Source organism: Streptomyces sp. NPDC018026, from assembly GCF_044327745.1.
GTDB lineage: Bacteria > Actinomycetota > Actinomycetes > Streptomycetales > Streptomycetaceae > Streptomyces > Streptomyces rubrogriseus.
On record NZ_JBIRFY010000008.1, the window covers coordinates 191,020 to 205,105 of the forward strand.

General features: G+C 74.3%; 10 protein-coding genes. 8 read left to right on the forward strand and 2 right to left on the reverse strand.

Going from position 1 to position 14,086, the window contains the following annotated elements:
* Positions 1 to 39: 39 nt before the first annotated feature.
* The 7 genes from ACH4D3_RS24990 to ACH4D3_RS25020 all read left to right on the forward strand — a co-directional run bounded on the left by ACH4D3_RS24990 (position 40) and on the right by ACH4D3_RS25020 (position 11,474).
* The gene (locus tag ACH4D3_RS24990; RefSeq protein WP_109030324.1) at positions 40 to 1,209 is read left to right on the forward strand and encodes an AAA family ATPase; all 1,170 of its coding nucleotides are present in this window, start codon (positions 40 to 42) and stop codon (positions 1,207 to 1,209) included.
* A 5-nt stretch (positions 1,210 to 1,214) separates the two neighbouring features.
* Positions 1,215 to 5,063 (forward strand): DUF5682 family protein, encoded by a 3,849-nt coding sequence (locus tag ACH4D3_RS24995; RefSeq protein WP_398325829.1) that lies wholly within the window; start codon positions 1,215 to 1,217, stop codon positions 5,061 to 5,063.
* Positions 5,060 to 7,075, forward strand: coding sequence for a hypothetical protein (locus ACH4D3_RS25000; protein WP_398325832.1), 2,016 nt, complete (start codon positions 5,060 to 5,062; stop codon positions 7,073 to 7,075). Before ACH4D3_RS24995 ends, ACH4D3_RS25000 begins: the two co-directional genes overlap by 4 nt.
* Before the next feature lie 75 nt (positions 7,076 to 7,150).
* A complete protein-coding gene (locus ACH4D3_RS25005) occupies positions 7,151 to 8,176 on the forward strand; it encodes a LacI family DNA-binding transcriptional regulator (protein WP_398325835.1) in 1,026 nt (341 codons plus the stop codon).
* 244 nt (positions 8,177 to 8,420) lie between these two features.
* Complete coding sequence (locus ACH4D3_RS25010; protein ID WP_398325838.1) at positions 8,421 to 9,569, forward strand: cellulose binding domain-containing protein; 1,149 nt, start codon at positions 8,421 to 8,423, stop codon at positions 9,567 to 9,569.
* A gap of 189 nt (positions 9,570 to 9,758) precedes the next feature.
* Positions 9,759 to 10,859, forward strand: a complete 1,101-nt coding sequence (locus ACH4D3_RS25015) for a lytic polysaccharide monooxygenase (protein ID WP_398325841.1) — start codon at positions 9,759 to 9,761, stop codon at positions 10,857 to 10,859.
* Positions 10,860 to 11,030: 171 nt separating this feature from the next.
* The gene (locus ACH4D3_RS25020; protein ID WP_398325844.1) at positions 11,031 to 11,474 is read left to right on the forward strand and encodes a luciferase family protein; all 444 of its coding nucleotides are present in this window, start codon (positions 11,031 to 11,033) and stop codon (positions 11,472 to 11,474) included.
* Here ACH4D3_RS25020 and ACH4D3_RS25025 read toward each other — a convergent pair.
* Together ACH4D3_RS25025 and ACH4D3_RS25030 are read right to left on the reverse strand one after the other, a co-directional pair.
* Positions 11,437 to 13,038, reverse strand: a complete 1,602-nt coding sequence (locus ACH4D3_RS25025; RefSeq protein WP_398325847.1) for an MFS transporter — start codon at positions 13,036 to 13,038, stop codon at positions 11,437 to 11,439. The genes ACH4D3_RS25020 and ACH4D3_RS25025 overlap by 38 nt on opposite strands.
* 73 nt (positions 13,039 to 13,111) lie before the next feature.
* Positions 13,112 to 13,585 (reverse strand): MarR family winged helix-turn-helix transcriptional regulator, encoded by a 474-nt coding sequence (locus tag ACH4D3_RS25030; protein ID WP_398325850.1) that lies wholly within the window; start codon positions 13,583 to 13,585, stop codon positions 13,112 to 13,114.
* A 121-nt stretch (positions 13,586 to 13,706) separates the two neighbouring features.
* On the opposite strand from ACH4D3_RS25030, the gene ACH4D3_RS25035 reads away from it, so the two are divergent.
* Positions 13,707 to 14,075, forward strand: a complete 369-nt coding sequence (locus ACH4D3_RS25035) for a DUF779 domain-containing protein (protein ID WP_398325853.1) — start codon at positions 13,707 to 13,709, stop codon at positions 14,073 to 14,075.
* Positions 14,076 to 14,086: the final 11 nt, after the last annotated feature.

Genomic DNA, 14,086 nt, shown 5'->3' on the forward strand with positions numbered 1-14,086 from the left:
TCCAGTGACCGCCGCCCGACCCGACCGGAAGATCCGTCGATGACCACCACCCTCTCCCCCGACACCGCCCGCCAGATCGTGCCGCCCGAGGAGCGGTACGCCGCCGAACTGGCCTTCCTCGCCGCCTACGACGACGGTCCGCGCCCGCCCGCCTGGCGGCTCACCCCCCGCGCCGTGGTCACCTTCGTCATGGGCAGCGACGGCCGTGCCCTGCGGCTGCCCGAGGGCGCCGAGACGCCCGAGGGCGTGCCCCGCCGACTGACGGTGGAGGGCAAGTTCGTGGGCGACCGGTCGCTGGTCGAGCGGTGCGTCGTCACCCTCGCCGGGGAGCGCGGACTGCTGCTCGTCGGAGAGCCCGGCACCGCGAAGTCCATGCTGTCCGAACTGCTGTCGGCGGCCGTGTGCGGCACCAGTGGGCTGGTGGTGCAGGGCACTGCGGGCACGACCGAGGACCAGCTGAAGTACGGCTGGAACTACGCTCTGCTGCTCGCCCAGGGCCCCAGCCGGACGGCTCTCGTGCCCTCCCCCGTCCTGACCGCGATGGCCCGCGGCGGCATCGCCCGCGTCGAGGAGGTGACGCGCTGTCTGCCGGAGGTGCAGGACGCTCTGGTCTCCCTGCTCTCCGAGCGGCGCATCGCCGTTCCCGAACTCTCGGGCACCGACGACGCCCTGGCGCACGCCGCACCCGGCTTCAACCTCATCGCCACCGCGAACCTCCGCGACAAGGGCGTCTCCGAGATGTCCGCCGCGCTGAAGCGGCGCTTCAACTTCGAGACGGTCGGCCCCATTCCGGACCTCGACGCCGAGACGGCCCTGGTCCGCAGCCAGGCCCGGGCCTCGGTCGAACGGGCCGGCGCGCCCTTCAAGGTCGACGAGGCGGTCCTGGAGGCGCTGGTCGTCGCCTTCCGCGACCTGCGCGAGGGCCGGTCGGCGGAGGGCTGGGAGGTCGAGCGCCCCTCCACGGTCATGAGCACCGCGGAGGCGGTGTCGGTCGCGGGCGCGCTGGGGCTGGCCGCGGCGTACTTCCCCGGGGACCGCGACGTGCTGGGCCTGCTGCCGGGTCATCTGCTCGGTGTGGTCCGCAAGGACGATCCCGCGGACGCGGCTCGGCTGCGCGGGTACTGGGACGGTCCGGTCCGGCGCCGCGCCGAGCAGGGTTCCGCCACCTGGCGCACCCTGTGGGACCTGCGCACGGTCCTGGAGGGCTGACCGCCGTGTCCCGCTCCCCGTCCTCCCCCGACGGCCACTCCCCCGCCTCGCCCCTGTCCGCGGACCGGGCGGTCGCGGCGCTCACCGGTCCCGGGGTGCCGTTCCTCGTCGGCGTACGGCATCACGCGCCGTCCCTGGCCGCGGCCGTGCCGGCACTGCTCGACCGGGCCGCCCCGGACGTCCTGCTGGTCGAGCTGCCCGCCGAGATGCAGGAGTGGCTCCCCTGGCTGGGCCACGAGGAGACGCGGGCGCCGGTCGCGCTGGCCGCGGCCGCCCCGGAGGAGGGGTCGGGACCGGCCTTCTATCCGTTCGCCGACTTCTCCCCCGAGCTGGCCGCCGTGCGCTGGGCCGCCCGGCACGGCGTGCCGGTCGTCGCCTGTGACCTGCCGCTGGCCGACCGGGCGTGGCGCGAAGAGAGGCGCTCGGGAGCCCCCGTCACGCCCACCGTGCCCACCATCACGCGCCCGGCACCCGTCGCGCCGGAATCGCAGCCGGAGCCGCAGCCGGACCTCTCGGACCGTGCCGGGCTCGGCAAGGCACTGCGGGCGCGGCTCACCGGTCGTCCCGGTGAGGATCTGTGGGACCGCCTCGTCGAGGCCACGGCTCCGGGATCCGGGCCGGAGGCGTTGCGCCGCGCCGCGCTCCTGACCGGCTGGGCCCTGCGCGAGGAGGCCGTGGCGTCCGGAGGCGTACCCGAGCTGGATCTGCGGCGCGAGGCGTGGATGCGCTCCCGGCTGGCCGCAGCCACCGCGGACGGTGCGCGGGCCGCCCTGGTCGTGGGTGCCTTCCACGCGCCGGCACTCGCCTCACCGGCCGACGCGGCCGAACCCGGGCGGGACGGCTCCGGAGCCCCGGCCGGGCCGACCGGGCGGCCCGGGTGGATCACGTCCCTCATTCCGTACACGTACGCCCTCCTGGACGAGCGGTCCGGTTATCCCGCCGGCATCCGGGACCCCGAGTGGCAGCACCTGGTGCTGCGGGCGGCCGGTGATCCGGGGGCGCTGGAGGAGGCGCTGACGCACGCGGCCGTCCGCGTGTGTGCGGCGCTGCGCGGTCTGGGGCATCCGTCGGGTCCGGCCGACGCACGCGAGATCGTGCGGTTGGCCTCGGACCTGGCACGGCTGCGCGGGCTGCCGGCGGCCGGCCGGGGAGAGCTGGTCGAGGCGGTCCAGACGGTACTCGCGCAGGGCGAGCCATACGGCAGGGGGCGGGCCGTCGCCAGGGCGATGGAACAGGTGCTCGTCGGCACCCGCAGCGGCCGCCCCGCCCCGGACGCACCGCGCAGCGGCCTCGCTCCGGCGGTCGAGGCCGAGCTGACGGCCCTGGGGCTGCCCGGCCCGGTGTCGGAAGGCGGCGGGCCGGCGGGGAGGGGCGGCACCGCACGGGGCAGCGGCGCCTCGGGGGGCACCGCGTCGACGACCGCCCGGGATCTGCGGCTGGACCCCCTGCGGTCCGAGCTGGACCGCGCGCGCGACCTGTTGCTGCGCCGCCTGACGGTGTGCGGCGTGCCCTACGCCGAGGCGCGGGGCACCGTCGGCGCGAGCGGCGCCGAGACGTTGACGACACGGTGGGAGGTGCGCTGGACGCCGGCCACCGCGGCGATGCTGTCCGCGGTCGGCGTGCACGGTGTCACGCCCGCCCAGGCCGCCGAGGGGATGCTGCGCGAGCGGTGGCGGACAGAGCGGGACGAGGGCGGTCCCACCGCCGCGCAGAACCTGGACGGACTCCGGCAGGCGGCCGAGTGCGGTCTGCCTGACCTGGCGGACGCACGGCTCACGGAGACCGCCGACGTGCTGCCCGGTGCCGCAACACTGTCTGAACTCCTCACCGGCCTCGGTCTGTTGGACCGGTTGCGGGCGGGGCACGTCCCGGGGCTCGGTGCCGAGGAGGACCGTGCGCTGCGGGCCACCGCCGTGACCGAGCTGCTCACCGCAGCGGCGGTGCGTCAGGTGGACGGGCTGAGCGGTGCCGAGGACCCGGCGGACGCGCACGCCCTGCTGGAACTGGCCCACCGCGCGGACGTGCTCGGCGGCGTCCGGCTGGCCGCTGCGCTGACCCGGTTGGCCCGTGAGGGTTCGCCCCTGATGCGCGGCGCCGCCGGAGCCGTCCGGGTGCTCCTCGGGCACGAGGATCCCGACGTACTGGGCGAACGTGTCGCGTCCTGGGTCGACGGGGCCCGCGACCGCGCGTCCCGCTCCGAGCTCACCGCCCGGCTCACCGGGCTGCTGACGGCCGCGGGTCCGCTGCTGGAGTCGGCGGCCCCAGCGCTCGAGCCGCTCCTCGACCGGGTGTCGGAGTTGGCCGACCGGGAGTTCCTGGACCGGCTGCCGGCCCTGCGCGGCGGCTTCGACACCCTGAGCCCGGCCGCCCGCGACCGTCTGCTGTCCGTCGTCGAGGAGCGCGTCGGCGTGGACCGGCCGGCCGACACGGGCGGGGTGGATCCCACGGCCCTCGCCCTGTGGACCCGCGCCGACCTCATGGCACGGGCCGCCCTCGACGGGTTGAGGCTGCTGTCCCCGGCCCCGGGACCGCTCTCAGGACCGATCCCAGGTTCCGGTGGTCCTGGCCCCGGCCCGGGATCGGAATCGGAATTGGCATCGGCATCGGCATCGGCATCGGCATCGGCATCGGCATCGGCATCGGCATCGGTCTCAGATCCGGACCGGCTCCAGATCCCGGCCGACGACGCCGACCCGCCCCGCGGCACGGCCACGGCTGCCGTCGGCGCCGCGACTCACCGCCTCGCGCCCGCCGACCGCTGGCGGCTCGTGCTCGGTCGCCGTACCGACCGGCTGTCCGCGGCGGCGACCGCCCCGGCCACGGCGTTGGACGAGCTGTACGGCAGCGGACGCGGCGAGGGCAGCCGGGGTGACCTGACCGGTCCGGGCCGGGGCGGCTCGGGCGGCGGCCGGGAGCCTTCGTACCCGGGGGTGCGTGAGTGGTCGGAGGAACTCGCCGCGCTGTTCGGGCCGGGCATCCGCGAGGAGGTCCTGGCGGCCGCGGCCTCCTCGGGCCGGCCGGACGTCCTGGCCGAACTCGACCCGGACAGCGTGCGGCCCTCCGTCGATCTGCTGCGCACCGTGCTGCGACATGCGGGAGGTCTGCCCGAGGCGCGACTGGCCGCGCTCCGACCGCTCGTGCGGCGCCTGGTCGAGGCGCTGACCCGGGAGTTGGCCACCCGGCTGCGGCCCGCGCTGCACGGCACCGTGGTTCCGCGCCCCAGCCGACGGCCGGGCGGCGGCCTCGACCTCCCCCGCACCCTGCGGGCCAACCTGGCCTCGGCACACCGCGGTCCGGACGGCACGGTCCGGGTCCTTCCGGAGCACCCCGTCTTCCGCACCCGGGCCAGGAGATCGGCCGACTGGCGGCTGGTCCTGGTGACGGACGTGTCGGGGTCCATGGAGGCGTCCACGGTCTGGGCCGCCCTCACCGCGTCGGTGCTGGCGGGCGTGCCCACCCTGTCCACCCACTTCCTGGCCTTCTCCACGGAGGTCATGGACCTCACCGACCACGTCGACGATCCGCTGTCCCTGCTGCTCGAGGTCAGCGTGGGCGGCGGCACCCACATCGCCGCGGGGCTGCGGCACGCCCGTGAGCTCGTCACCGTGCCGTCCCGCACCCTCGTGGTCGTCGTCAGCGACTTCGAGGAGGGCTATCCGCTGGGCGGACTCCTCGCCGAGGTCCGCGCCCTCGTCGGCGCCGGCTGCCATGTGCTGGGCTGCGCCAGCCTCGACGACACCGGCCGCCCGCGCTACTCCACCGGTGTGGCCGGGCAGCTCGTCGCCGCGGGCATGCCGGTCGCCGCGCTCAGTCCGCTCGAACTCGCCCGCTGGGTAGGGGAGAAGATCGCATGAGCCCGCTCCTTCCGCCGGTCAGCCCCTCGGTGACCGCCGAGCTCGTCTCCGCGCTCACACCCCGGCTGCGCAAGCGGCTGGACGCGGGGGTCGCCAAGGTCTCGGGGCGGCCGGTGGTCCGGGACGGCGACGTCGTGCGCATCGCGGTCGACGACGAAACCGACCTCGAACTGCACGCTCCCGACGGGGTGGTGTCCAGCGCCGGGGCGATCCGCTGCGGGTGCCTGCTCGCGCCCGACTGCCTTCACCGGGCCGCCGCGGCATCGGCGGCCCCGGTCGCCGAGCCCGCGGAAACGGCAATCGGGGCGCCCTCGCCCGCTGCGCCGGTGCCGGAGGCGCCTCCGGCACCGGCCGGAGCCTCGACAGCGGCCTCAGCAACCGCCCCAACACCGGCCTCAACACCTGCCCCGGGCCCCGGCCCGACCCTTGCCCCGCCCGCTGACCAGGCCCCTGCCCAGGCTCCTGGCGCCGCTCCCGGCGACGTCCCGGCCCCGGAATCGGCCACCCCCGCCCAGCGCGCCGCCTCGGCGGCGCTGCACGATGCGGCGGCCGCCGTGCTGGAGGCAGGCATCGAAGGTGCCGGGGCCGTGCTCCAGGCGGAGCTGCTGCGGGCCGCGCACACCGCGCGACTCGCCGGCCTTCCGCGCGCCTCCGGCCGTGCCGTCGCCGTGGTCACGGCGCTGCGCGCGGCCCGTGCCGCCGACCCCGCACACCGCCTGAGCGATCTCGGCGCCGCACTGCGCGACGTCCTCCTCCTCGCGCACCGCCTCCCGGACGCCACGGGGCCCGAGCTCGCCGGGCTGCGCGGCAGAGTACGCCAGCCGTACTCACCGGACGGGTCACTGCGCCTGTACGGGCTCTTCGCCGAGCCGGTCCTCACGACGACCGGCTACGCGGGCACCGTCACCTGGACCGCCGATGCCGCGGGACGGCTCTACACGGTCCCGGAGGTGGCCCCGGGTGGCGCCGAACGGGCCGCGGGCTCGGCGGACCGTGCCGTGCGCATCGGCGACACGACCCTGACGCCTCGTGAACTCTCGCGCGCGGGACTCGCCGTGTCCGGGGCGACGGTCTCCCCGACGGGCCGCCTGGGGGCGGGAACGGGCGTGCGGGCCGTCCGCGCACCGGGCGTCTCGTGGTACGCGGAGCCGCTCGACCGGCTGTGGGCGGTCCCGGTGGCCGAGCAGGTCGCCCGGGCACTGGCGAGCGACCTGGACGTACCGAAGGCGCACCACACCTCCCACGCCACCGAGCGGACCGAGCGGACCGAGCGGACCGATCGGGACGGCGATATCGGCCGAGACGGCCAGGACCTGCTGTTTCTCGACGTCACGATAGTCGGCACGGTCCGCGAGGCCGCGGGCGAGTGTCTGCTCGCCGACAGCGACGGGCTGACGGTCCGACTGGCCGCCGCCCACGACGACCCGGCGCTGCCCCACCGTGAGAACCTGCGCCTCCTCGCCCGGCTCGCGTCCGCGCGCGGTGCCCGGCTCCGTGTGGTCGCCCGGCTCACACCGGCCCCGCAGCCCCGCGCCTTGCTGCTGGCGGCGAGCCATCCCACCGATCCGGACGGCCGTGTCGACCTGGGTCTCGACCGGCTCCGCCGCGCGGACCTGCCCGCGGCAGCGGTGTCTGGCCCCGCGGACGACGCGCGGACCACGTCGTCCGTACCGGCGGCGGCCGCCGCGGACGAGGCTCCCGTGCATCTGCTGCGCCGCCGCGTCCACCAGGCCGCGTCCGGTGGCCGCCGCGTGCTGGCCTTCCCCGGGAGCCGGGAGTCCGAGACCGCGCGCCTGCGCCGGTACGGCCTCGGCACCGCCGGTGAGCTGCTCGCCGAGTTGCACGCCACCGCCGCGGAACGGGCGCGCGACCCTTTCGGCCGGCTGCTCCCGGCCGACACCGGACGCTTCGCCCGCGCGTGGCTGGGCGCGGCCGTCTACACGGAGGAGGTGGACCGCGCCCTGTGCGCCGCCGCGTGGGGCGCGAGGCTCCCCGGCCTCACCTCGTCGTGATCCGCGTCCCGGCCGGCGGGCAACCAGGCGGGTCACCGTAGTATCGGACGATCTCGTGGGGGAAGGCGGGCGGACATGGGCAGGCAGCGTCCCGGTACGCCGACGCTGGAGGAGGTGGCCGCCCGTGCAGGCGTGGGGCGAGGCACCGTCTCAAGGGTCGTCAACAACGCGGCCGGCGTGCGCGACTCGACGCGCCGCGCCGTGCAGCGGGCCATCGCCGAGCTGGGGTACGTACCGAATCTCGCGGCCCGTTCCCTGGCGGGCCACCGTGCGGACGCCGTCGCGCTGGTGATGACGGAGCCGGACTGGCGGCTGTTCGGGGAGCCGTTCTTCACGGAGATCGTCCACGCCGTCGGCGACGCCCTCACCGACACCCCGTTGCAGTTGTTGCTGACCCTGGTCCGCACGGACACCGAGCGGCGGCGTTTCGTGGAGTACGCGCGCGGCGGCCGGGTCGACGGGGTGCTGCTCATGTCCGTGCACGCGAAGGATCCGCTGCCCGACATGCTCGCCGACGCGGGGCTGCCCACCGTGATGCTGGGCCGGCGTTCCGGCGAGGAGTGCGTCACCTACGTCGACGCGGACAACGCGGGCGGTGCGCGCGGCGCGGTGACGTATCTGCTGGACGCCGGCCGGCGCACGATCGTGGCCATCAGCGGACCGCTCGACATGTACGTCGCCCAGTGCCGGCTGCGCGGCTACCGGGAGGCGCTGGAACCGGCGGGCGTGGCGGCGGGGGCGTCGCTGGTCGTCGAGGGGAGCGACTTCACGGAGGAGAGCGGGCACCGGGCGATGACCGACCTGCTCGCCCGGCACCCGGACCTGGACGCGGTCTTCGCCGCCTCGGACACGCTGGCCGCCGGGGCGCTCGGCGCGCTGCGCGCCGCGGGCCGGCGGGTGCCGCAGGACGTCGCCGTGATCGGCTTCGACGACTTCCACCCGGCCCGGCCCACGGACCCGCCGCTGACGACCGTCCGGCAGCCGCTGGAGGAGATCGGCCGCACGATGGTGCGGCTGCTGCTGGAGGAGATGGAGGACGCCCCGGTCGCCTGGCGGCACGTCATCCTCCGTACGGAACTGGTGCTCCGGGACTCCGCCTGAGCGATCCGGGCGGCCTGAGCGACCTGAGCGACCTGGCCGCCGGGAGCGCTCCCGGAACGGGACCCCTCCCCACCTGCGGCTTCGAGATTCGTTCGACAACTCTGCTGCGCACAGTCTTGTCAGGAACATGAACCGCTCCTACAGTCCCATCAACCGGTAAGTGGGAGCGCTCCCATCAGTGGGGAGTTGGGAGCGCTCCCGCACCGGCCCCTCCTTCCCCCCGCACCCTCCCGGAGAGGCCCCCATGCGAACGTTACGGCCCCAGGCCCGCGCCCCTCGCGGCCTCTTGGCCGCCCTGGGCGCGGCCTTCGCGATCTTCGCCCTCGTCGCGTCACTCCTGACCGCCGCCGCGCCCGCCCAGGCGGACACCACGATGTGCGAACCCTTCGGGACGACCACGATCCAGGGCAGGTACGTCGTCCAGAACAACCGCTGGGGCTCCACCGCCACCCAGTGCGTCACCGCCACCGACACCGGCTTCCGGGTCGCGCAGGCCGACGGCTCGGCACCGACCAACGGGGCACCGAAGTCGTACCCGTCGGTCTTCAACGGCTGCCACTACACGACCTGTTCACCGGGCACCGACCTCCCCGCCCGGCTCGACACCGTCTCCGAGGCGCCGTCCAGCATCTCGTACGGTTTCGTCGACGACGCCGTCTACAACGCCTCGTACGACATATGGCTGGACCCGACGGCCCGCACCGACGGGGTCAATCAGACCGAGATCATGATCTGGTTCAACAGGGTGGGTCCGATCCAGCCCATCGGCTCCCCGGTGGGCACGGCCTCCGTCGGCGGCCGGACCTGGGAGGTGTGGAGCGGCGGCAACGGCACGAACGACGTGCTGTCGTTCGTGGCACCGTCGGCGGTCACCGGCTGGAGCTTCGACGTCATGGACTTCGTCCGGGCGACCGTCGCGCGCGGACTCGCCGAGGACGACTGGTACCTGACGAGCGTTCAGGCCGGGTTCGAGCCCTGGCAGAACGGCGCCGGACTGGCCGTCAACTCCTTCTCCTCCACCGTCGAGACCGGCGGCACCAACCCGGACCCCGATCCCGGCGAACCGGGTGACTCGTCGGCGTGTGCGGTGTCGTACGGCACGAACGTCTGGCAGGACGGCTTCACCGCGGACGTCACCGTCACCAACACCGGTACGGCTCCCGTCGACGGCTGGCAACTGGCCTTCACCCTGCCCTCCGGCCAGCGGATCACCAACGCCTGGAACGCGTCCGTGGCACCGTCCTCGGGTGCCGTCACGGCGACCGGCGCGAGCCACAACGCCCGGATCGCACCGGGCGGCAGCCTGTCGTTCGGCTTCCAGGGCACCTACGGCGGCGCGTTCGCCGAGCCGGCCGGCTTCCGCCTGAACGACACCGCCTGCACCACGGCGTAACGGCCCCGCCTCCCCGCCCGTCCGGTCGAAGCGCCCACCCCGGACGGGCGGGGGTTCCATGGAACACCGTCCTGATCTTGTCATGAGCTGATCACTCAAACGCTCCCTCAAACGCTCACTCGGGAGCTCATTCGGACGCTCCGTCAGAAGCTTGTCAGCCCACTCACGGACCGGAACCAGGAGACCCCTATGGTTCGACGCACCAGACTCCTCACCCTCGCGGCGGTACTGGCCACCCTGCTCGGCTCGCTCGGCGTGACCCTTCTGCTCGGGCAGGGGCGGGCCGAGGCGCACGGCGTGGCGATGACGCCCGGCTCCCGCACCTACCTGTGCCAGTTGGACGCCAAGACCGGCACCGGCGCCCTCGACCCGACGAACCCCGCCTGCCAGGCCGCCCTCGACCAGAGCGGGGCGACGGCCCTGTACAACTGGTTCGCCGTGCTCGACTCCAACGCCGGCGGCCGCGGCGCCGGTTACGTGCCGGACGGCACCCTGTGCAGCGCCGGCGACCGTTCCCCGTACGACTTCTCCGCCTACAACGCCGCCCGCTCGGACTGGCCCCGCACGCACCTGACGTCGGGTGCGACGATCCCGGTGGAGTACAGCAACTGGGCGGCCCACCCCGGTGACTTCCGGGTGTACCTCACCAAGCCGGGCTGGTCGCCCACGTCCGAGCTGGGCTGGGACGACCTGGAGCTGATCCAGACGGTGACCGACCCGCCCCAGCAGGGCTCGCCGGGCACCGACGGGGGCCACTACTACTGGGACCTCGCGCTGCCCTCGGGCCGCTCGGGCGACGCGCTGATCTTCATGCAGTGGGTGCGTTCGGACAGCCAGGAGAACTTCTTCTCCTGCTCGGACGTCGTCTTCGACGGCGGCAACGGAGAAGTCACCGGCATCCGCGGTTCCGGCAGCACCCCGGACCCGGATCCGACACCGACCCCCACCCCGACGGACCCGACCACTCCGCCGACGCACACCGGCTCCTGCATGGCCGTGTACTCGGTGGAGAACTCCTGGAGCGGCGGCTTCCAGGGTTCGGTCGAGGTGATGAACCACGGCACCGAGCCGCTGGACGGCTGGGCCGTGCAGTGGCAGCCGGGCAACGGGACCACGCTCGGCGGGGTGTGGAACGGTTCGCTGACCAGCGGCACCGACGGTACGGTCACGGTCCGGAACGTGGACCACAACCGCGTCGTACCACCGGACGGGAGCGTGACCTTCGGCTTCACCGCCACGTCGACGGGCAATGACTTCCCGGTCGACTCGATCGGCTGCGTGGCATCCTGACGCACACCCCGTCGCTCGCCCCGTCGCACGCCCGGCGCACGCCGGGAATGGCGTCGGGGCACGCGTCGGCACCCGGTCGGCGGGGGCGCAGCGCTCCCCGCCGACCTCACGTGCCGGTTACAAATCGCTCAACCTCTGGTTGCGAAGCGGTAAGCGGGCGACGATAGGGCCATGACTCCGGCCCAGCGCGCCTTCGAGCGGCTGCAAGCCTGGCCCGACCTCTCGGCGGGTCAGGCCAGTTGCGGAACCGGACGGGCACTGTGCTCCGTCCGCGACGAGATCGTCCACTTCCACTCGGACCGGGATGTGGACCTCCACCTCACCCACCGGGCCATCCAGCGCTTCCAGTACGACCTGGGCGCCTCCACCGCCATCCGTCTGGTGCCCGGCTCCCGTTGGGTGACCGTGCACCTGGACTGCGACGCGGACGTGGATCTGCTGTTGAGCCTGGTGAGCATCGCCCTGAAGGCCCATCAGTCCCGGCCCCCGGCCGACCTCGCCCCGGGGCCACCGGGGCCACCGGGACCGACGGCCCTGTCGGCGCTGTCGGCGCCCCCGGGGTGCAACTTCCACCGGGTCACGGTGCTTCCGCGTGCCGCGGCCGGGGAGGCCTGAGTCCGGCCGCCGCCAGGGCGGCACCGAGCACGCAGAGGACGCCGGTGACGACCACGGCCACGTGCACGCCGTTCATGAACGCCTGCCCGCTGCCCTCCACCACGGCGGCCCGCAGCCCAGGCGGCATCTCGCCGGAGACGGGCGCCACGCCCATGGCCACGGCGTCCCGGGCCTCCTGGAGACCGTGGGCCATGGCGGGAGGCACGCCCGCGCCGGTCAGCTCACCGGTGAGGGTGGCGCCCACCTTGGCGCTGATCAGGGAGACCAGCACGGACGTGCCGAGCGCGCCGCCGATCTGCAGGGTCGTCGCCTGGAGACCTCCCGCCACCCCGCCGTCCCGGACGGGGGCGTTGCCCACGATGGCGTCGGAGGAGGCGGCCATCACCATGCCGACGCCGAGGCCGAGCGCGATGAACGGCGGCCACATCGTGGCGTAGGCGGAGTCGGTCTGCCAGGTGAGCATGCCGAAGCAGGAGGCGGCCTGGAGCAGCATGCCCAGCGGCATGGTCAGCCGGGGCCCGAAGCGCTGGGTCAGGGCCGCGCCCAGCGGCGAGGCGACCAGTGAGGCGAGGCTGAGCGGGAGCGAGCGCACGCCCGCCTCGACCGGCGTGAAGCCGCGCACGTTCTGCAGGTAGAGCATGACGAAGAAGATCACGCCGAGCATCACGAAGAAGTTCAGCGCGGTGACGATCGCGCCGATGGTCAGCGCGCGGCTGCGGAACAGGCGCATCGGCAGCAGCGGGTGCTCCACCCGGGTCTCGTACCGGCCGAACACGAGCAGGAGCAGGAGACCGGCGGCTACGGCACCGAGAGTGCCGGCGGAGGTCCAGCCCCAGGTCTCGCCCTTGACGACGCCGAAGACGACGGCCAGCAGGCCGAGGGCGAGCAGGACGAGCCCGGGTATGTCGAAGCGCTCGCGGCCCGCGGCGTTGCGGCTCTCCGGGAGGACGAGGGCGCCGAAGGCGATGGCGGCGACGCCGATGGGGGCGTTGACGTAGAAGACGGACTCCCAGTCGACGTGCTCCACGAGGAGACCGCCGACGATGGGCCCGAGGGCCGTGGCGACGGCGGAGACCATGGCCCAGATGCCGACGGCCATGCCGAACTTCCTGGGCGGGAACACGGAGCGGAGCAGCCCGAGGGTGTTGGGCATCAGCAGTCCGCCGAAGGCGCCTTGGAGCGCGCGGAAGGCGACGACGCCCTCGATCGAACCGGCCAGACCGATGGCGACCGAGGCGAGGGTGAAGCCGGCGACGCCCACCAGGTAGTAGGTGCGGCGGCCGAAGCGGTCACCAAGCTTGCCGCCCAGGATGAGGGTGGCGGCGAGGGCGAGCAGGTAGGAGTTGGTCACCCACTGGAGCTGGGCGGTGGACGCGTGCAGGTCGCTGCCGATCTCGGGGTTGGCGATGGCGACGACGGAACCGTCGAGCTGGACCATGAACAGGCCGAAGGCGACGGCGAGGAGGGTCAGCCACGGGTTGGACCGCAGGCGGCCGGAGACCCCCGGAGTGGGGGCGGCCCCGGCCGCGGGCATGGCGGGGTGATCCACGGACGTGGAGGGCATGGAGGAGCTTCGCTTCCGGATTCAGGGGTGGTGCGGGGAAGGGAATGGCGCGCCGCGAGGGCGGGCGCACGGGTCAGCGGACGCCGGGGTGGAGGTGCCGCGTCAACGCGTCGAGTGCGTCCAGGGCGGAGCCGAGCGCGCCCTGCTGGCCCTCGGTGAGGGAGGTCAGGGCGTGGCGGATGAACGCGGTCTCCAGTTCCCGCACCTCGGACACCCGCTCACGGGCCGTGGCCGTGAGGTGGAGGTGGGCGACCCGCTTGTCGGCGCTGTCCCGCCGGCGCTCCAGGTCACCCTGCTCGACGAGCTGGGAGACCAGGGCACTGACGTTGTTCGGCTTCATCAGCAGGGCCTCGGCGGCCTCGCGCACCGTGACGCCTTCGTGCTGCGCGACGTATCGCAGCAGGGCGAGCTGCCCCTCGGGGGGCTTGGGGTGCGGGTACCGGGCGGTGACCTGCCGGTCCAGCGCCCGGTGCAGGACGGGAAGGCACGCCGCGAGCCCGGAGGCCATGCGGTCGATGTCCCGGCGCGGGGAGCTGGAGGCGGTCACCCCCAGACAATAGATATGGCCGGATAGGTATGTCAAAAGAGGTGTCTCGCCGAGGAGGCGACCGGCCGCCACGGACGCCGCGCAACGCACTCGCAACGTGCCCCGTGCTGGCATGTGCGGTATGGGCGACACATACGAGGAGACCCCGCGCGTCGAGCTGACCGCCGAGGCGTCCGCACTGCTGCGGAGGCTCCGCCAGGCGCACGGCCCGCTGATGTTCCACCAGTCCGGCGGTTGCTGCGACGGCAGCGCGCCCATGTGCTATCCGGCCGGTGAGTTCCGCACCGGCGCCTCGGACATCCTGCTCGGCGAACTGTCCGTCGACGGCGTCGAGGAGCCGGTGGAGTTCTGGATGTCGCGCAGCCAGTACGAGGCGTGGCGCCACACCCGGCTGATCGTCGACGTGGTCCCGGGCCGGGGCAGCGGCTTCTCGCTGGAGGCGCCCGAGGGGGTGCGCTTCCTCACCCGCTCCCGGCTCGTGGACGCCTAGGGGGTGTCGTT

Coding starts and splice junctions, on each gene's coding strand:
- ACH4D3_RS24990 (WP_109030324.1), top strand. CDS start 40: ATGACCACCACCCTCTCCCCCGACACCGCCCGCCAGATCGTGCCGCCC.
- ACH4D3_RS25000 (WP_398325832.1), top strand. CDS start 5,060: ATGAGCCCGCTCCTTCCGCCGGTCAGCCCCTCGGTGACCGCCGAGCTC.
- ACH4D3_RS25005 (WP_398325835.1), top strand. CDS start 7,151: ATGGGCAGGCAGCGTCCCGGTACGCCGACGCTGGAGGAGGTGGCCGCC.
- ACH4D3_RS25010 (WP_398325838.1), top strand. CDS start 8,421: ATGCGAACGTTACGGCCCCAGGCCCGCGCCCCTCGCGGCCTCTTGGCC.
- ACH4D3_RS25015 (WP_398325841.1), top strand. CDS start 9,759: ATGGTTCGACGCACCAGACTCCTCACCCTCGCGGCGGTACTGGCCACC.
- ACH4D3_RS25020 (WP_398325844.1), top strand. CDS start 11,031: ATGACTCCGGCCCAGCGCGCCTTCGAGCGGCTGCAAGCCTGGCCCGAC.
- ACH4D3_RS25025 (WP_398325847.1), bottom strand. CDS start 13,038: ATGCCCTCCACGTCCGTGGATCACCCCGCCATGCCCGCGGCCGGGGCC.
- ACH4D3_RS25035 (WP_398325853.1), top strand. CDS start 13,707: ATGGGCGACACATACGAGGAGACCCCGCGCGTCGAGCTGACCGCCGAG.